Raw genomic sequence first — 18,259 nt, 5'->3', positions numbered from 1 at the left:
GTGGCGTGGCCTTGTGCGAATCGGCAGCCGCTATTGGCCGCGCCTGGCCTCTGCTTCCAGTTCGGCCGTGCGCCGCTCGATGAACGTCCGGACCTCATCCACCATCTTGCGCCTGGTCATGGCGCAGGCGGTCTTGAAGCGCGTGTGATCGGGTTCGGCCAGGTCGATGGTCAGCCGCACGATCGGGCCCGAAATCCGTGTTTCCATGTTTGCTGATTTGCGGGTTTCTGTCGTTACGGGGGTTTGTGCTTCCACCTTGGCGGATTGCTGCAAAGGCGGGTTTTCGGGTTCCTGGGTTTCCAGTTTCGCGGAAAGGCTGGTTTCCGGGTCGGCGTGTTCACGACAATCCGTGGATGCAGCTTTCCGTGTTTGCAGCTTTCCGGCTTCGCGCGGCTCCGTATCCCCTGAGGGTGGGAGGTCCGGGGACACGGATTTCTGTGTTTCCGTTTGAAGCTGCGCCGGATCGAGCCTTCGGTCGGCGCGGCCGGTTTCCTCGAAGGCGCCGATCTCGTCAGGCGTCGGCTGCCTGACGGGCTTTTTCATGTCCGCGAATGTTTTCGTGCTCGCCATAACGCAAGAGCTCCTTCACCAGTTTGTCGATGTCCTTTGCAGCCTCACTCCGTGCCGCCCATTCGAAGATCGTCTTGCCGGCCGTCAGCGCCTCGGCGAAGGCGACACGGCTTTGAACTTCTGACCTGAGGATCTGAATGCCGACATCGGCGGCATAGGCCTTGGCCTCACGGCCGATCACCGTGTTGGCGTTTTTGCGCGAAACCAGAAACACGGCTTCCAATTGCTCCTTCAGCGCCCGGCCATTGTTGACCGCCTCGATGGTCTCGGCAGCGGCCCACAGCGACGGGCCGCCCGGCTCGATCGGCACGACGACGAGATCGGAGGCGATCACCATCGAATGGGCGATATCCTTCCCCCGCGCCGGGCCATCGATGATGGTGTGGCTGTAGTCGGCTGCCATCGCCATCGCATCGCGCGCCATCTTCGGGCGGGGCAGCGAGGCGACCACGAACGGTGTCGTCTCGCGCAAGGATGCCCACTGGGCTGCGGTCTGCTGCGGATCGGCGTCGATCAGCAACACCTTGTGGCCCGAGCGGGCCAGCCTTGCGGCCGTGTTGACCGCCAGAGTGGTTTTGCCGACGCCGCCCTTTTGGTTGAGGAATGAGATGATCATGTCCCCGAGTGTACCGGCGTCCGGCGCCAACACGGAAACAAAGAAAAAATTCTATCCACATGGGCAATCGAGTGGTCATAAGTCCGATGCAGAAAAGCCGCCAGGTATTGCGGAGTTTCCATAATCTCCGCCTGCGTTCCCAGAGGTCTGCACACGCCCGCAACTTCAGTTGATCGTGCCAGCGATGGCGCGCATAGTTGCCGAGGAGGCGGACGATGCCCGGTATTTTTGACCTGGATGACGAAACGGAATGGAGCGGACGGCCGCAGGACGATCCGCGCTACATCGCAGCGGCCAAGGCGGCGCGAGAGGCCTACCGTGCAAAGCACCCGCCGGTGAACTGCTGGATCGACTCGGTGCAGGAGATCGACCTTTATCTGGACGGGCTGCATCGGGCGCGGGTATTGACCGACAAGGCGCTGGCCTATCTGTTCGATGGCAGCGGCAACGTCGCGGGCTCCCTCATCTATCTGCGCTCGGAGACACCGTTCGAGGCCGTCGAAAAACATCTTGGCATCGCCCGTGTTGCCGAGGTCCGCGACGACAGCAATGAAGGCGGCGGCGAAATCAGCCCGCGCACCCGCAAGCTCTCAGAAAGATTTGCCCGCGAATTCCGCAAGGACTGCCCGCCGGCTGGCGAGGCTGAACGCTATCTTCGCGACGCCGTCCATACCTTCGAGTTTTTCGGCGGCAGCGTCGCGCCTCGCGGACAGGAGTGGCGCAGGGCGGTGGAGAAGGCGCTCGACGCCCTCAAGCAGAACGACCGCAAGACGGCGCGCAGCACCATTCTGTTGGCGCTGACCGGCATGAACAAGGACCTTCTGCTCGACTGGCAGATGGCGTGGGTGGACTGCGCCCGCGCCGCCGAAGCCCTGCGCCGGGATCTGGTGGCGGAAGCCGCCACGACCCGAGCAGGGGAAACACCGGGCTAAAAGCCCGGCGTCCCCATCGTCATCGTCATCGCCCGCGAGATGTTCTCCAGCGTGGCGAGCCCGGTGAGGCGCTCCGGCGTGCCGGTCGCGGTGCGGGCCAGAACCTGGGACGCCTGCCGGAACAGGGCGCGCAGTTCCGATTGGCTACGATGTTGCAGTTCGGCGATTGTCAGTAAGCGGTTCATGATTTTCTCCCTAGTTTTGCGGCCGGCTTGATTGCCAGCCTTGTGAATGCCGGAAAGCATCGGGAAGGCCTGCGCGCAGGCGCAAAAACCGAGGGGGATCGCCCGGCCTGCAACAAGGTGAAGGCAGGGGATACGGGAATTTGCGCTTGCGCGCTTCAAGGACAGACCGATGCAGATTCACAATCTGGATTGGTCATCAGGCCCGGCTCGTAAAACGTCGTTCGACGGAAAAATCCTAAAAGCGGTTCTGATGATTGCGGAACCAGATGTTGCCGCATCCTGGAATGGGCGCGTCCGCCTTGCGAACCAGGCTGTCAGGCTTCGCCCGGAGCCGCGCAGCGTCTCCGCCAGCCGGTTTCCATCCTTCACGCAAAGAAAACAGCGGAGCCGGCGTTGCCGACGCTCTGACCGGCGGGCGTTGCCCGCGTTTCGGTGAACAAGCAGGGGGCCTGCGGCCCCACGGCCGTCAAGGCTTTCATCCTCCGTTTCACTACGGACGCCGCCGGGGCGTTCCCCGCCTTTAGGTCGCGCGCCCTGCCAAGCCGGGAGATACCCCTGTCCCCGGCGGCGGCCCTGACCGCCGGCTCCCCCCGCTCATCGCCGCGTGGCTAGTCCGGTTGCATGCGCACCCGGCTAACCAAGAAAGGCAAGGCCATGGGAGAGGAACGGAAAGACATTTATGAGTGTGTTACCGCCAGCATCGTGGCGGAGTTGGAAAAAGGCGTTTGCCCATGGCTCAAACCATGGAACGCCGAACACGCCGCAGGGCGCATCACCCGGCGCTTGCGTGCCAACGGCATTCCGTATCGTGGTATCAATGTTCTGATGCTTTGGGCCACCGCGACAGAGCGCGGATATACAGCCCCGCTGTGGCTGACCTACAAGCAGGCGCAGGCGCAGGAGCTTGGCGCGCAGGTGCGCAAGGGCGAGAAGGGCAGCCTTGTCGTTTATGCCAACACCATCACCCGCACCGAGCAGGACGAGGCGACCGGCGAGGATTGGGAGCGGGAGATTCCCTTTATGAAGGGATACACCGTGTTCAATGCCGAGCAGGTGGACGGGCTGCCGGCGCATTTCTATGCCGTGCAGGAACCGGCCCTTGATGCTGCCACCCGCATTGCGCGCTTGGAGATATTCTTTGCATTCGTCGGCGCCGACATCAGGGAAGGCAGCAATCAGGCTTTCTACAGCATGGCAGAGGACCGCATTCAGATGCCCCCCTTTGTCGCCTTCCGGGAACCGGAAGCCTATTACGCTACCCTTGCCCATGAGCTTTGCCATTGGACCAAGCACCCGAAGCGGCTTGACCGTGATTTTGGGCGCAAGCGGTGGGGCGATGAGGGCTATGCGATGGAAGAACTTGTCGCTGAGCTGGGCGCGGCCTTTGTCTGCGCTGACCTTGCCCTGACGCCGGAGCCGCGCGAGGAGCACGCCGCCTATATCGCGTCGTGGCTGAAAGTCCTGAAAGACGACAAGCGGGCAATCTTTGCCGCAGCCGTCCATGCGCAGCGCGCCGCCGATTACCTCACCGGGTTGCAGCCCAAGGAGAAGGAGGATTCCCAACAGGAGGAAGAAGCGGCCGCATTAGCGGCGGCCGGCAAGAAACGCGATGCAGGAGTGGGATTGACCTGCATCGCGATCTCGTTTGCCCTAGGGTGCGCACCGAGCCTAGCAAGGCGGAACGACCCTAGCACGAAAAATGCGGCGTCCGCCTGCGGCCGGACGCCGGTTGCGTGCAGCAAGGATGGGGTAGGTTATGCTTTTTGATAATCTGCATATTCTAATATTCGAGTTATCTAATGCAATTGACTTGGGGTTACGCCTGGACATTATCCGCCGGTCATCGACCGTGTTATGGAGATGTGGCAACGCCGGGTTGGCCGGTGCTCGCCTCGCGCCCCACCGACAAACAATGCAGGGCGGCACAAGTCACGCGAGCGGCCTTGAGCATCAAGGGCAAAGATGCTTGGATTGGATGGGAGGGAGGGGCTAGTCGCAACCGAATGGAGCCGATCTGGTCGTCACGCTTCCTGATGCGGCCGATCACCGTGAAAAACTATCTTCAGGGCAATTGCGGGTACTTTTGCGGGAAGCCGCTGACGGCGGACTTGCTCAAGCGCGACACGCCCGTGCAGCGTCAAACCGACCGCAATGATTGATCCCGTCTCGCCGTTCCTCTCCGAACTATTCCGGGCCGCGCATGAGACGGAACGGCTGGCAAAATCCGAGAAAGCCAGACTGTTGCATCGCGCGGCAGCCACGCTTCGTGATTATCATCGTCGGACCAATACGCCTAATGTGGCGGCCGGCGATGGCCAGACCGACGATATAGCACGCGAATGGTAGGTGATGGCACAGCTGATAGAAGAGTTTTCGGCGGAAGAAGTTTCCAAGGCATTGCTCCATGCCGCAGCCTGCATCAAGGCCTCGCGCGTGCTGGCGGAAGTGAAGTGAAAGAAGGAGCCGGAGTAGCCCGAAGGGCTAGCTGCCGTTGCGGTTTGCACTATGTCCCGGTAGATTTGCGGGGAGCAGCCTTCTTGCGGACCGGCTTGGCGGGCGGCGCGGGCTTGCGGCCGAGGCCCAGCTTCTTGGCGAGGGCGGAGCGCTGGGCGGCATAGTTGAGCGCGACCATTGGATAATCGGCCGGCAGGTTCCATTTGGCTCGATAATCGGCGGGCGTCATGCCTTGTGTCGCCAGATGGCGCTTCAGCGACTTGAATGGGCGACCATCCTCGAGACTGATGATGTAGTCCGGCGTCACGGATTTTTTGATCGGTACGGCAGGCCTTTGCTTTTCCGCTTCCGGTTCGACGGCGCTGCCATCCGAGTCAAGGGATGAGAGGGTCTGATGGACCTGCTGGATCAAAGCGGCAAGTTCAGCACTCGGCACCGCGTGTTTGGCGATATAGGCTGAAACGATATCCACCGTGAGTTCAATCCGGTCCAATTTGACGGTTTGTTTCTCGGTCACAAATATCCTCGCTGTAGAAAAAATGATGGCTGAGTAGAAGTATTGTCATATATTGGCGGTTGATAGAACGATATCTATCGCTGCGCAATACTCCCTATGTTTGATAAGTTCAGATGTGTGGAGTAGGTGTAGGCGGCGTCACGAGAAGCTCCCTGTCTGAATAGACTGTCACCTTGACTAAGAGACCGTTTTGAAAATCGGCTTGCTAGGGGTTTTTCGGAGGCTGGGTTGTGATTCAAGCTTTGGATGTGGACAAAGCAGAGCCGTGGGCGGATGGCCCAGATTGCCAAGAAGACGAAGCGCTACCAGTCGGATCTTACGGACGAGGAATGGGAGCAGTTCGCGCCTCTGATGCCCAAGCCTGGGCGTCGTGGCCGTCCGCGCGAGGTTGATTTCTGGGAGGTGATCAACGCTGTGCGCTACCTGGTGCGCTCGGGTTGCGACTGGCGGATGCTGCCGATCCATTTCGGGCCCTGGCAAACGGTCTACGGCTGGTTCCGCGAGTTGGCGCGGCGGTTTCTGTTCCAGACCATCCACGACGTGGCGCTGATTCTGGATCGTGAGCGGGCCGGACGCGAGGCGAGCCCGTCGGCGGCGGTGATCGCCAGCAAGCCGGAGCGAACGCTCGCTCGACTGCTTGGCGAGCGCAATAAGGAAACCGATCAGCGGGCCGAGGGACAGGGTGGCAAGCGCCACATCGCCGTCGATACGGATGGGCGGCTGTTGATGGTCAATCTGACGACGACCGATATCTCCGACAGCGTCGGCGCTTAAGCGGTCCTGGATGGCATCCGCAAGCGCTGGCCCTGGATGAAACATCTGTTCGCCGACGGCGCCTATGATCGCCTAAAGCTCATGGACAAGGCCGCCTACCTCGACTTCGTGGTCGAGATCGTCCGTCGATCCGATGACCAGAAGGGTTTCGAAGTCTTGCCCCGACGCTGGGTCGTCGAGCGGACCTTCGGCTGGTGACCCGATGGCGACGTCTCGTGCGCGATTATGAGCAGCGCATCGACGTCTCTCACGCCATGATCCTCGTCACAATGGCCGGAAATCCCATTCGACGTAATGCTCATCCCTGATTATCAAAACGGACTCTTATTTTAATAACTATATATTAGTAAATAGGAACGCTCGATAATTCCTTATCGAGCGTTCCCCTATGTATATATATGCCTTATTAATGATAATTGTGACAAACGATGTATTTGCCGAACCCAAGAGGGCCAACAACTTTGCCATCGACATAGACCGTCCGCCCTCTTAGGATGGTGCGGATCGGGAAGACCTTGACTTCTCTCCCATGATAGGGAGACCACTTAGCCTTTTGATCGTAAAACTCGAGCGCCTGGCCATCGATAACCCGACTGCCTTCTGTCTCAAGAACGACAAGATCAGCATCCGCGCCAACTTGGATCGCACCCTTCCGGGGATACAGTCCAAGAATCTTTGCTGGCGTCGACGACATAGCTTCCACCAGTCGTGCGAGACTTATACCACGAGAGTAAATTGCCTCAGTCGCAACTACCGGAAGCATGGTTTCCAGAACATTTCCAGCCCCCGGATTCTGCTTCCAAATGTCTGCGCCTTCGATCTTAGTCAACGGAGCATGATCGGAAGCAATCGAGTGAATCTCACCTGCGGCAAGGCGTTTCCAAAGACCGTCAACTGCAGTGCGTGACCGGGGTGGAGGATTCCACTTTAAACGCGCGTCGTCCCCGCCCGTTTCCAGATCGAGGCACAACTGATGGGGAAGTGTTTCAGCCCAGATATCGGCACCATCACGCCGCGCCGCGGTCACAACATCAACCGCTTCAGGCGTCGAAATATGCACGACAATGACGCGCGCACCGGTAACTTTTGCCAGCATTGCAATACGTTGGACAGCATCCACTTCGGCAAACCAGGGGCGGGCTTCATCCCAAGCCCTTGGACCTGATTTGCCTTCGGCGCGTACTCGGCTCGTTTCAGCCTCGACAATACCTGCGTTTTCGCAATGCACCATCAGGGTAACATTCTCCTTCTTGACCCTGCGCATCAGGTCAAGAAGTTCTCCATCTGGAGTACCAGGAAACATTCCGGGAGGGGCCACGTCCCCCGTAAAGATTTTAATTGCAATCGCACCCGCTCGAACCATCGCGTGCATTTCTTCGGGGTCTCCCCCGCTGTAACCACCGATGGCTGCAAAATCGACGTGATATTGATCCCCAACTTTTTTCAACTTCTCCCGCAGCAGATCGCTCGTGATCGTCGCCGGCTTGTCTAATGGCATCTCCACCAAGGTGGTCACGCCACCTTTTGCTGCCGCTCGTGTGCTGATTTCATGTGTCTCGACACCAAATCCCCACCAGCAATGGAAATGCTGATCGACGAGACCAGGTATGACCGTTTTGCCCGCAGCATCGACTACCGTATCCGCTTGGATCGGCTCCGATGAAAGTGTGGCGATCAACCCATCCTTGACGCCAATATTAACCTGCTTTGTCGTTCCGTCTGGCAAGACAACAGAGCCGTTACACAGAGACAAATCGTACTGTGACATGTTTTCTTCCTCGATACGTGAATTTCGACGCTTTTATCTGTCAGTAGTTATGCCGTGCGTGCCTGCTGGATAGGCGTCTTCGGAAGCGAACCCTGTCTCATGAAGCTCTTATAGAGCCATGCGGAGAGAACGAGCCCAACGATCCACGAAAAGGGGGCGACAAGAGCAAAGGTAGGCACAAGGGCTAGCACACAGGAAAGCCCGGCCGATGGCAGAAAGGCTGCAATGGCCTTCAGATTGAACCCTTTGTGGTAATAATACTTGGAGGCGGGATCAGAGGAATAAAGTGATGGAACGTCAATTTGTTCGTTCCTAACCCTGTAATAATCTACAAGTATTATTCCCACCAGCGGCGCAAGGAATGCCGCAAGTCCTCCCAGGAAGTAATTGATCACGACTGGGCTCGAATACAGATGCCACGGCAAGATCACAACGGCGATGATGCCACTGATCAGGCCACCTCTGCGAAATGAAATTTTGTCTGGGGCGACGTTAGAAATGTCATATGCCGCCGAGACAAAATTACCGACCACATTGATCCCAAGCGTAGCCAGAATGAACGCGATAGCCCCAACGATCGTCACAATCGGATTATCGATAAACGTGATCAACTCAACCGGATCGCTGATGGCTTTTCCGAAAACGATTAGACTGCCGATAGAGGTCAGGACAGATGCCAGCGCGAAAGCCGCATAGTTGAGCGGCAATCCAAGCCGATTTCCCGTCTTCATGCCGTTTTCAGTTTTGGTGAAGCGGGCGTAGTCGGCAAAATTGAGGATCAGTGTGAACCAAGTAGCAGCAGTAAGCCCAATCGCCACCAGCGTTTGGTGGAATTGTTCGCCCGCGCTGATTTCTTTAACACTTAGATTGAACGAAAATTTCCATCCAGACTTATGAAGAAGCCATCCCGCAGCAACCATCATGATTATCCACACGATCGGACCTGTAACATAATCTTGGAGCTTCCGAATGTATTCCATACCACGATTTAGGATCAGGAGTTGCAATACACTTAGTGCTAAAAATGACACCCATCCTATTTGAGACAGCCCTAGAATATGTGTTTGGCTGTATTGTGAGAGGGATGGGAAAATTTGAACGGCCAATACCACGACCGCTGAGGAGGCAAGCCAAGTCTGGATGCCGTACCAGAAAATTGCCATGGTCGCTCGGACCAGCGCGGGAATATTTGCACCGTAAATTCCGAAACTGGCGCGAGCCAGAACGGCAAATGGCACACCAGTTCGGTGGCCGATTACCCCCATACGATTCATGAACCACAAATCGATCAGGACGCCAACGAGAAGTGCGAGAACAATCTGCCATGGCTTCAGGCCGAACAAAAATAATCCAGTTGCGAACGCGTAGTTTGCTATTGAGTGGATAATGGCCATCCACATTGCAAAAACGCTGTAGACACCCCAGTGCCGTTCATACATGGGCACAGGGGCCAGGTCTTCATTGAATAGCCGGCGAGAAAAGCCTTGCATAATATTCCTCCTCCCTTTTGGGGACAAACGATATCCCTCTACCCGGATCGATGATCCGGGCATTCAGTTCTTACCTGTCAATTTTCTCTAAGCTGGATGCTTTATGTTATTCTCCAGATAGCCACTTCAGCGTCTCGTTGAAGTGGATATGCTGCTTTGATGAAGAGAGAATGTTCTCTTCTACGTGATCAAGATGATGAACCATAAGTTCCGCAGCAGATTCATCATCACCGCTCATAATGGAATCTGCAATCTGGCGATGCTCATCTTCTGGGCAGGCGATCTCCGTGTTCGTATACATCACGACACCCAGACAAACGAGAGCCTGCAACTGGTAGATTAGATTGAATAAGAACCTATTCCCCGACAACTCAGCCAAGTGTAGATGAAACTCACCCGTCAGACGAACGAGATCCCCGTAACTGCCCGAGGTTCTGGCTAGCTCCTCCTTCCTCAGATGTTCCACGATCGGGGCGAAAGACAACTTCTTATAAGATCGTGCCAGATCGCCTGCGATCTCCGGTTCGACCATGCGGCGCACACGGAGAATTTGACTGATTTCGGATCGCGTTGGAGACGCAACGCAGGTTGCTCCGTTAGGCCGTTTAACAAGAACACCGTCTTGCGTCATTCGCGCGATCACTAAGCGAATAACCGTGCGACTGACATCGAATGCGTCTGCCAAAACGCTCTCGGTCAACCTCGCCCCGGGCGGCATTCGCAACTCGAAAATCGCCTGGAGCAGTTTCTGACGGATCTCCCTCTCCGTCTTTCCCCTTAGGTTTTGATCTTCGTTCATCGCTTCCGACGCCCATCCATTTACGGTCGATATATGCACCGCAGACCGTTGATTTGCCAGTCGATCGAACGAGTTTGTTCCCAATTTCAGTTTCAATTTTAGAATTCGATTTTGTACTATTAATTGCATCCAATTTTGGATGTCAACAAAAACTTTTAGGGAATCAGGCGTTGCCCCTCCTGAGGCGAGCTGCTGTGGCAGTTAAGCCGCTCCGCACTACCTGCGGACTGGTAGCAAGTATGGTGTTAGCTTGTCGGCAAGCCAACAATGCAATGATCACTGCACAATAGGATGAGCGCTCCAAAGTAAAAACGGGCCGGCTTGGCGCCGGCCCGTTCCTGCTCGTTGCAAGCAGTTCAATTCCTCGCACTGGCTCGCGTCGGAAACAGCAGGGGATGCCTCCCCTCGGTAAAGGCGGCCATCTCTTCTTCGAGCGTTCCGATCAGCATGTGCGTCAGAAAACGCATTGCACCTTCCATATCGACCGGGCGGTCCAGATCGATGTCCGACCCGACGATGCGCAAGCCGCCTGAAGCACGCTGCCGCAGCAGCCTGTCCAGCCAGGTCATGAAGATCAGGCTCGTCTCCGACACCATGAACGACACTTCACGGTCCGGGCTTTCGCCGGCCTCGCGCGCCTCTGCAACCTGCTCAAGGTGCGCTTGCACTTCATTGAACTCGGCCACCATGCTGGCTCGTGGCTGCTCTCCACGCCGGATGCGGCAGCCGGGGCAATCAGGATCGGCGCATCTGTCGTCGTGATTGCCGGCCGACAGTTCCATGATCGCCAGTCCGGCTTCGAGCAGGTCCATCAGGAAGGCGCTGTCGAGATTCTGGCCGCCGCGCATCGCTATGGCGCGTTTTACGAAATCCTCGTCGAGCATCAGGCCGGCGGAATAATTGGTTGGCTGGTTTGTCATGGGGCAACTCCTTTCGTTAGAGTTGCACCCTTTATGAAGGTATCTGCGCCGCCGATCTTGGCCACAGGCTGGTCACACTGCCGGCGCGCGAACGGGCATCAATTGACGGAAGACACATGGGCGTTGCACCGGCAAGCCGTTGATCCGCTTGGCAGATAGGCCCCGATTTTCCGTAAGTTATATTATCACCTCGGGGGCTGAGGACACCGAGCGGGTTTTCGACTGAGGTTCGGATTCGCACGTTTCAACGCGTTTTGCGGCATCTGTGCATTGGCTCGAATTGATCGACGAGCCGCTCTTTGTCCTTCGGTCGCCGTGGCTCGCCCGCCCGCCCGCGATCACGGTTGCGGGTGGTTGGTAAAATACGGCGGCTCTTTCTTTCTCGGCATGCGCGGCGCCTGCTCCAGCGGGACGCCCATCGCTTCGACAGCCGCGAGATAGGCAAACGAGGCGCGCAGCGACCTGGCGAGTTTGGTGGACGCGCCGGCCGACACAAGCATGGCGACGGTGTCGACGTCGCCCTCTGACGCCGCATAAGCGACGGCTTCGTCGAGCCGTGCGCCGTGCTCGCACAGAATGGTCACGGTGGCCCGGTGTTTGTTGCGCGCGGCAAGGGGAAGCGGCGCCTGGTGGAAATGGTGAATGTCGGCCCCGAGCGCCAGCTGCTGTTTGATGTCTTCAACATCGCCTTTCTCGGCGGCGCGAACGAGGGCGCCGGTTGCCTGTTCCTTCTTCATCATACCTCCCTGTTGTCCTTGCTGGCACTGTGCCGCAGTCGAGCGAAGGCGCGCCACAGGCACATACTCCTAGATGCTGCCGGGAAGCCCTCTCCGCCGAGCCGGCGAGGGACCAGCGCCGAGGCTGTCCAAGGCTTTTGGCTTTCGTGTTCCCGCGCGTGATGCAAACATCTTGCGGCGACCGCTCTTGCGATCAGCGCGGCGGTTCTGCGTGGCTGTGCCTGGGATGCTTTCCTTACGCCTTGGGTTTCTTCTCGACTGAGAACGCCAGAACCTGATCGGGCGCGCGTCCGGTTCAAGGCCCCTGTGGCCCTGCCGGGTGAGGCACCGGTGTCCCCGACTTTCGCCGCGCTGCGCTTGGCTTGCAAGCCGGGCGATACCCCTCCGGCGCCTCAGCCATGACCCGTCCGCTTTGGCGCCCGCTCTCTTGGTTGGCGTGTCGAGAAACCCCAAGCGAAAGGAGCTTAAATCATGGCACGCAACGACAAACAGACCCGCCGTCCGACCCGCGAGACCCGCGCCCCGGCCTACATCGCCTGGCACGTCGCGGGGAACGAGGAGAAAGCCTTCTGGACCCGCATCGGCGCGGCATGGCCGCACCAGGACGGCGAAGGGCTGACCCTGCAGCTCGATCTGGTGCCGGTGAACGGCGGCCGCATCGTGCTGCGCCACCCGAGCGACAACAACAACGGAGCGGGCGCGTAAGCGCCCCCTCCTTTACCCTCGGAGGAAAAGCCATGTCCAAGACCCTCAACATCGAAGCCGCTCGCGCGGCCCTTGCCCGCGCCGCCTGGGCGCGGGGAGAGGCTCCCGCCTATGACGAGAACGCCGTTTCGGACCTGCTGGCGGACATCCGTCACCTGTGCGCGGCAGCGGGTCACGACTTCGACCGCTGCGACCGTGTTGCAACCATGTACTTTCAGGACGAGATCGGAGGGGCATGACGCGCCTCCTAACCGAAGCCGACAAGCGCGAGGGTTTTATCCGCGCGACCGGCGGGTTGTCCGCAGCCAAAGAGCGGTGGGTCGAGCGCGCGGCGCGCGGCCTATCCGACGCCGAGCTGGCCGAGGCGCTGGCCTTTGAACTTGGCATTTTCGGCGGCTCGGGCGGACCGGATTGTCTTTCCCTGACCTATCAGGGCGTCGGCCTGAAAATCTGGATCTCGTGGGAAACCCACAATCACGTGACCATGAAGTCGACCTTCGAGGGCAAAGGCACTGTCGCGATGGCGCGGCTCGTCTATGGCATCAGCGACCCGGCCGACCGGCAGCTCGCTCTGTTTTGAGGGCGAGCTGGATAAGCTCTCCGGCGAGCCATCGGGAGCGGCCCCGCAACGAGTATCCATAACTGCGATAGATGAAAAAGGCGATATTGATCAGAGTGTGTGATAGATTGGTGATGGGGAAACTTGAACGTTTGTTTGTAGGAGCGCATGCATTTCCGAAATTTCTTGTTGGCATTTTTACTGCTTACCCTGCTTCCATCCAGGGCGGCCACCGCCGCCGAATGCGGTGTTTTGACGACGCTTGGCGCCTGCGCGATGGCCGGCACGCTCGACTTCGATGCCGGCAACAGCACCTGGAAATTCTGCAATGGCGCGAATTGGGTCTCCGCCGGCGGCACCGTCTCGGCCACGCCCTGCAGCACGGCCTCGCAGATGGACTATGGCGCAAACAAATTCAGCTTCTGCAACGGTGCCTTCCAGACGGATATCTACAAGGGCGCGGCGCTTGGGGCGTGCAGCACCGGCGGGCAGCTCGACTACGACGCTACATATGCCACCTTCAAATATTGCGACGGCTCGAACTGGTTCGATATTGGCGCCCGGACCAATGTGCCGACTGCGGGGCTTGTCGGCCACTGGACCTTCAACGAGGGCAGCGGCACGAGCGCCTATGATACGTCCGGCAATGGCAACACCGGCACCCTGCTGACGCCGAACGGTCCGAGTTGGACGGCGTCCGGCAAGATCAATGGCGGCCTGATCCTCGATGCCACGGACGACTATGTGAACGTGCCACACAGCGCCTCGCTCAACATGACCAACGCGCTGACCATCGCGTTGTGGTTCAAGCCCGGTGACCTCGACAGCCGCGACCACGATCTGGTCACCAAGGGCACGAACAGCCCTACCGATAGGGCTACATTCGAATTTGCCTTGCGCGGATCAATGCTGCTGTTCGGCTTTTGCACCGGGACGAATTCGGCGTGCAGTGCGAACTGGAATGAGGTTCGCACGGCTTCCCTGGGCCTTTCAGTCGGCACATGGCATCATGTCGCCGTGACCTTCAACGACGTCGCCACCAACCAGTTCTGGTTTTATGTCGATGGTGTCCAATATGCGGGGAGCGGCAACACTGGCTCGCCGTTCACGAAATCCATGGTCGCCTTCACCGATCCGGTCAGAATAGGCCGGGTTTTTGCCGGCGAGGCGGCCAATGCAACAGTCGACGACGTGCGCGTCTACAACCGGGTGCTGACACCCACCGAGATCGGCAATCTGTACAATGCCGGTGCGGGCTGCGAATAAGGGTTATTGCGCCGAATCTGGGCATTACTGTTTGCATTGGCAGGAATTGAGCCAGAGATCATCGCTTCAGGGCAACGGCATCGGCTTGTCACTGAGTGTGCGCAAATAGGCAATGACGTTTATTCGTTCAGCCTCGTCCGGAACACCAGGCATCTCCATCAAAACGCCCGGCGTCGTGAGCATCGGCTCAAGCAGAAATTTATTCAGATCCTCGAACGTCCACATACCCTCCCAGCCCAGCAAGGCCTCGGAGTAACGTCTATTTGCCACTGATGCCTTGTCGCGGCCGACGACGCCCCACAAATTCGGTCCCGTTTTGTTCCCGCCCTGTGGCTTCACGCTGTGGCAACCGTCACACAAGCGGTCGAAGGAGGTTCGGCCCTTCTCGACATCGGCTGTAGCCAACTTCATCGCGATCGGAGCTGGTGTTGGCAAGACGACGCCGTGCGCCAGGAGATAGTCGGCAACTTCGTCCTGCCCGTTGAATTTTGCCAGATGGAGCGGTGTCTTGCCGTCCTTGGTCTTTGCATTGACGTCCGCGCCGGCCTCGACCAGTGCCTTCACGCAGTCGAGGCAACCGGACCTGACGGCGATGTGAAGAACAGATTCCCGGTTGCGGCGCTCATTTGGATTTGCGCCCCCGTCCAGCAGCAGATCGATCAAATCGATCCTGCGTTTTGCCAAAGCCGGCATGAGGGCGGACCCTAAAAGCGGCGTCGTGACGGCGTTGGCGTCGGCACCGCGTTCCATGAGCAGTTTTGCCGCCGCCAAATGCCCGCCCCTGACCGCAAGATAGAGGGGTGTCGCTTGGCCATCGCTCTCGTCGACACCGGCACCTGCGTCGAGCGCGGCCGCAATCGCCGCGACATCGCCCTTTTTCGCCGCGTCGTGAATGGCGGCAGCGTGCGATACGATCGGGATATGTAAAAGCAGTAGCGGCATGAAAAGCAAGGACATGCGCATTGAGCATCTCCCAAGGCAAACCGCAGTACGCGGCACGCTTCCAAGACGGCAAACTATACCTCGAACGCCTGATCGCAACCATCCCAAGTTCGGTGGCCGAGCGGCGCAACTCCATTGAGGAAAAGGCGAGGCTCGGCGGACGGCGAAGTTGTTCGGGCTTCAGGGTCTGCCGGGCCTCTGGCTGACGAGGAGGTCAGCCCATGCATCATAGCCAAGCATGGTGGGATCGAAACGTGTGCGGCGGCGTATTCTGCCGCATGACCGGCCCAAAACGAACCCCTATTGGTTTCGCCGTTGCAGTTGCATTCTTGGCTACCGTGGAGCGACCTTGCCGCCCGTCGGCGGCGAATGATCTCCGCGCCTCACCCTAGGCAGGGCGGCTTACTGACTATCGTCGGACTGTTGCGATCGAGCTCGACGTCGGACGCGGCCGCCGGTGCAGCTTCCTCGGCCACAGGCTGGCTCTTAAGATAGTCCACCACTTGGCCCAGGCTTCCCTGCGCTTTCAGGTCCTCGAAATGCTGGCGAAACAGCTCCTCCGACATCTTGACCTCGATCAGGCTCTGCACTTCCGGGGGCATGTCGCAGGCGCTGGTGGCGGGCAGGTTCCTGAACGCCTCTTCTGCCGTCATGAGAATGGCCTGCGCTTCCGCGCTGGAATTCGTGTTGAACCAGCTGGTGACTTGCCCCTTCAACGAGGTGAAGGCTTCCGCGGCGTAGTCCTGCACCCCGTCCGCGATGGCCGTCACTGTGTCCACAAGCGTCTCATGGGCCGAAACAGCGAGCTGGCCAGCCTCCCGCGCCGCGGTCGTGGCCACATCCGCATAGGTCGTGTGTGTGTCAACAAGATAGTCGCTGACGCTGGTTGCGGCGTCCTTGATGGTTTCGCTGTCGAGTATTTTACTTATAATATCGTCTTTCATGTACACCTCACTATGAAAAGTATAAATCGAATAATATAAAATAGTATTAACTATAATTATTTGAAAAATAACAGTCATCAGAGACACTTATCTGCTTCCCAATGATCTTTATTGTCCGCGGACGCAGCGAACGCTGAAGGCGTTGTCCCTTGGGATGCGGCGGGCCGGACTGGAGGGCGCCGCCAAAGCGCATCCAGCGCCGCCGCCTCCGGACGAGGACAGGTAATACCCCGCCTGAAAGGGCCCGGGGCGTCGAATCCGCCGATCGCCAGCTGATTGCCGAACAAGACCGCCAGTTCGTCCAAGGCAGGCAGATACCAGTCGCTGTTGCCACGAGAAAGGCCGGCATAGACGCTGCCACTGTTACACCGCTACCCCGGCGGTGGTTCCTTTACGGATCGCAGGCGGCGGGATCGGCTGCGGCGCCGCCGATCTGGCGCCAGCTGTCGCCGTCGCAATATTGCAAAAGGCAATGATCGGCATTGAAGACGACGAAGCCGCCGGTCTCGGCTGGCGCGGTGCAGCCGGCGTTCGGGCCTGGCGGATCGACCGGGCCTGCCGCGTGCCAGGCGGCGCCGTCGCACCACTGCAGGACACGGTGGTCGGCATTGTAGAGAAGACTGCCGGCGGGCGCAGCCGGGTTGCTGCACAAGCTTTGCGCCAAGAACACATAGGCGCGGCCGGTGTTGCCATTGGTGTCGACCCCGTCGTCGCCCGGTGCGCCGATGACGACGGTGCCGCCGGAGATCGCCACGCCGGCGCCGAAATTGTCGTAGGCGTCAGGGTCGGCGCTTGGATTGCTGACGGTGGCGAGAACCGTGCCGGTCGGCACATCGAAGAGATAGGTGGTTCCGCCGACGCCTTCCAGCTGAGCGCCGGCCACGGCAGTGGTGCCGCTGATGGCGACAAAATTGTACTCCTTGTTGACGTTGCCACCGGGCTTGGTCAGCGTCGAGATCACGGTGCCGGTGGCGGTGTCGAAGGCCTGGATGGCGCTCATATGCGACGATCCGCCGGACACCACGGCGGTGCTGCCGGAGACGCCGACGTTCCACCCCCATTTGTAGCCGGCGGTCGGCGCCGGGTCGGCGAAGGTCGCAAGCAGCGCCCCGGTCGCGGTGTCGAAGACATAGGCGGCACCCGCATCGGCGATGCCGCCGGGATCATCCTGCGGTGCGCCGATCACGGCGGTGGTGCCGGAGATGGCGACACGCCAGCCAAACTGGTCATCGGCGGCGGGATTGGGATTGTTCAGCGTCGCGATCAACGCCCCGGTGGTGGCGTCGAAGACATAGGCCGTGCCGGCATTGGCGATGCCGCCAGGATCGTCGTTCATGGCCCCGATGACGGCGACGGTGCCGGAGATCGCCACGCTCCAGCCGAACCCGTCGCCACTGGCCGGGGCCGGATTGGTCAGCGTCGACACCAGCGCGCCGGTGGTGGCGTCAAAGACATAGGCACTGCCGGCATTGGCGGCGCCGGCATCGTCGCCTTCCGCCCCGACCACGATCAAATTGCCGTCGACGGCGACGCTGCCGCCGAACAGGTCGTCGGCATCGGGCGCGGGATTGCTGAGCGTCCGCTCGACGGTGCCGGTCAGCGCATCGATGACATAGGCGATGCCCTTGTTGGTCGGACCGTCCTCGCCCCAGACGCCGGCGACGATCCGGGTGCCTGAGACGGCGACGGCATTGCCGAACGGGTTCCACCAGATCGGATTCGGATTGTCGAGCTGAGGTCCGGGACTCGGGGCCGACCAGTCATAGGACGGGCTGCCCGCGCCGCTGGCTCTCGGAAAGCCGATCCAGATCGCCCCATTGCAGTATTCGAGCGCCGACGCCGTGGCGTTGAAGTGCACTTCGCCGGCTTCGCCAGCCGGCGAGCTACAGGCCGCCTGAGCGGCAGGGCTAAGACCAATGAGAACAACTATGAAAATTAAAAATCCAGATCCTCGCATACCATTAATGTTATACTATAACTAATTGTCCGGCGTCAGCGCTGATGGGACCAAAGCGGTTTAACCGAGAACGGAGGATTTCTGGTTCATTGTAGCCTTTCAAAGGAGCGAAGATGAGACAGAG

The 18,259-nt window shown here is 59.2% G+C and carries 18 protein-coding genes and 2 pseudogenes; 8 read left to right on the top strand and 12 right to left on the bottom strand.

What is annotated here, in order from left to right; translation table 11 throughout:
* Nucleotides 1–30 precede the first annotated feature (30 nt).
* Nucleotides 31–543, bottom strand: a complete 513-nt coding sequence (locus tag ASD50_RS09630; protein ID WP_056239708.1) for a hypothetical protein — start codon at nt 541–543, stop codon at nt 31–33.
* Nucleotides 512–1,186 carry a ParA family partition ATPase gene (gene parA, locus ASD50_RS09625; protein ID WP_056239705.1) on the bottom strand — a complete coding sequence of 225 codons (675 nt, stop codon included), beginning with the start codon at nt 1,184–1,186 and terminating at the stop codon, nt 512–514. The genes ASD50_RS09630 and parA overlap by 32 nt, the downstream gene beginning before the upstream one ends.
* Nucleotides 1,187–1,401: 215 nt before the next feature.
* Between parA and ASD50_RS09620 the strand changes: the two genes are divergently transcribed.
* A complete protein-coding gene (locus tag ASD50_RS09620; protein WP_056239702.1) occupies nt 1,402–2,118 on the top strand; it encodes a hypothetical protein in 717 nt (238 codons plus the stop codon).
* Here ASD50_RS09620 and ASD50_RS09615 read toward each other — a convergent pair.
* Nucleotides 2,115–2,303, bottom strand: a complete 189-nt coding sequence (locus ASD50_RS09615) for a hypothetical protein (protein ID WP_156464999.1) — start codon at nt 2,301–2,303, stop codon at nt 2,115–2,117. The two genes, ASD50_RS09620 and ASD50_RS09615, sit on opposite strands and share 4 nt — an antisense overlap.
* 654 nt (nt 2,304–2,957) lie before the next feature.
* On the opposite strand from ASD50_RS09615, the pseudogene ASD50_RS09610 reads away from it, so the two are divergent.
* Both ASD50_RS09610 and ASD50_RS23015 read left to right on the top strand, forming a co-directional pair.
* Nucleotides 2,958–3,857: pseudogene (locus ASD50_RS09610) on the top strand (ArdC family protein); the annotation flags it as partial.
* Between the two features lie 389 nt (nt 3,858–4,246).
* Nucleotides 4,247–4,462: a hypothetical protein gene (locus ASD50_RS23015; protein ID WP_156464998.1), complete on the top strand. Its 216-nt coding sequence runs from the start codon at nt 4,247–4,249 to the stop codon at nt 4,460–4,462.
* A 344-nt stretch (nt 4,463–4,806) separates the two neighbouring features.
* Here the strand turns inward: ASD50_RS23015 and ASD50_RS09605 are convergent, their stop codons facing one another.
* Entirely contained in the window at nt 4,807–5,274 is a 468-nt protein-coding gene (locus tag ASD50_RS09605; RefSeq protein ID WP_056239697.1) for a MucR family transcriptional regulator, read from the bottom strand.
* Between the two features lie 246 nt (nt 5,275–5,520).
* On the opposite strand from ASD50_RS09605, the pseudogene ASD50_RS09600 reads away from it, so the two are divergent.
* Nucleotides 5,521–6,356: pseudogene (locus tag ASD50_RS09600) on the top strand (IS5 family transposase).
* A 98-nt stretch (nt 6,357–6,454) separates the two neighbouring features.
* On the opposite strand, the gene ASD50_RS09595 reads toward ASD50_RS09600, so the two are convergent.
* From ASD50_RS09595 to ASD50_RS09575, 5 genes are all read right to left on the bottom strand, one after another.
* The gene (locus tag ASD50_RS09595; RefSeq protein WP_056239694.1) at nt 6,455–7,816 is read right to left on the bottom strand and encodes a dihydroorotase; all 1,362 of its coding nucleotides are present in this window, start codon (nt 7,814–7,816) and stop codon (nt 6,455–6,457) included.
* Nucleotides 7,817–7,863: 47 nt separating this feature from the next.
* The gene (locus ASD50_RS09590; protein ID WP_056239692.1) at nt 7,864–9,306 is read right to left on the bottom strand and encodes an NCS1 family nucleobase:cation symporter-1; all 1,443 of its coding nucleotides are present in this window, start codon (nt 9,304–9,306) and stop codon (nt 7,864–7,866) included.
* Nucleotides 9,307–9,412: 106 nt separating this feature from the next.
* Nucleotides 9,413–10,105, bottom strand: coding sequence for a GntR family transcriptional regulator (locus tag ASD50_RS09585; RefSeq protein WP_056239691.1), 693 nt, complete (start codon nt 10,103–10,105; stop codon nt 9,413–9,415).
* Between the two features lie 356 nt (nt 10,106–10,461).
* Nucleotides 10,462–11,025 carry a hypothetical protein gene (locus ASD50_RS09580; RefSeq protein WP_056239689.1) on the bottom strand — a complete coding sequence of 188 codons (564 nt, stop codon included), beginning with the start codon at nt 11,023–11,025 and terminating at the stop codon, nt 10,462–10,464.
* A 338-nt stretch (nt 11,026–11,363) separates the two neighbouring features.
* Nucleotides 11,364–11,765, bottom strand: a complete 402-nt coding sequence (locus ASD50_RS09575; protein ID WP_056239687.1) for an ankyrin repeat domain-containing protein — start codon at nt 11,763–11,765, stop codon at nt 11,364–11,366.
* Between the two features lie 468 nt (nt 11,766–12,233).
* On the opposite strand from ASD50_RS09575, the gene ASD50_RS09570 reads away from it, so the two are divergent.
* The 4 genes from ASD50_RS09570 to ASD50_RS09555 all read left to right on the top strand — a co-directional run bounded on the left by ASD50_RS09570 (nt 12,234) and on the right by ASD50_RS09555 (nt 14,292).
* On the top strand, nt 12,234–12,467 hold the full coding sequence (locus tag ASD50_RS09570) for a hypothetical protein (protein ID WP_056239682.1): 234 nt from the start codon (nt 12,234–12,236) through the stop codon (nt 12,465–12,467).
* Nucleotides 12,468–12,499: 32 nt separating this feature from the next.
* On the top strand, nt 12,500–12,706 hold the full coding sequence (locus ASD50_RS09565; RefSeq protein ID WP_056239677.1) for a hypothetical protein: 207 nt from the start codon (nt 12,500–12,502) through the stop codon (nt 12,704–12,706).
* Nucleotides 12,703–13,047, top strand: a complete 345-nt coding sequence (locus tag ASD50_RS09560; RefSeq protein WP_056239675.1) for a hypothetical protein — start codon at nt 12,703–12,705, stop codon at nt 13,045–13,047. The genes ASD50_RS09565 and ASD50_RS09560 overlap by 4 nt, the downstream gene beginning before the upstream one ends.
* 168 nt (nt 13,048–13,215) lie before the next feature.
* The gene (locus ASD50_RS09555) at nt 13,216–14,292 is read left to right on the top strand and encodes a LamG domain-containing protein (protein WP_156464997.1); all 1,077 of its coding nucleotides are present in this window, start codon (nt 13,216–13,218) and stop codon (nt 14,290–14,292) included.
* Nucleotides 14,293–14,358: 66 nt separating this feature from the next.
* Here ASD50_RS09555 and ASD50_RS09550 read toward each other — a convergent pair whose 3' ends face one another.
* The 3 genes from ASD50_RS09550 to ASD50_RS09540 form a co-directional block, all read right to left on the bottom strand.
* Nucleotides 14,359–15,249 (bottom strand): ankyrin repeat domain-containing protein, encoded by an 891-nt coding sequence (locus ASD50_RS09550; RefSeq protein WP_244484474.1) that lies wholly within the window; start codon nt 15,247–15,249, stop codon nt 14,359–14,361.
* Between the two features lie 368 nt (nt 15,250–15,617).
* Complete coding sequence (locus tag ASD50_RS09545; RefSeq protein WP_156464996.1) at nt 15,618–16,178, bottom strand: hypothetical protein; 561 nt, start codon at nt 16,176–16,178, stop codon at nt 15,618–15,620.
* A 391-nt stretch (nt 16,179–16,569) separates the two neighbouring features.
* Complete coding sequence (locus ASD50_RS09540; RefSeq protein ID WP_056239664.1) at nt 16,570–18,036, bottom strand: WD40 repeat domain-containing protein; 1,467 nt, start codon at nt 18,034–18,036, stop codon at nt 16,570–16,572.
* Nucleotides 18,037–18,259: the final 223 nt, after the last annotated feature.

It is taken from the genome of Mesorhizobium sp. Root552 (assembly GCF_001427285.1).
Lineage (GTDB): Bacteria > Pseudomonadota > Alphaproteobacteria > Rhizobiales > Rhizobiaceae > Mesorhizobium.
Note: the sequence above shows the minus strand (reverse complement) of the source record. Positions and strands in the feature narration are given on the sequence as shown.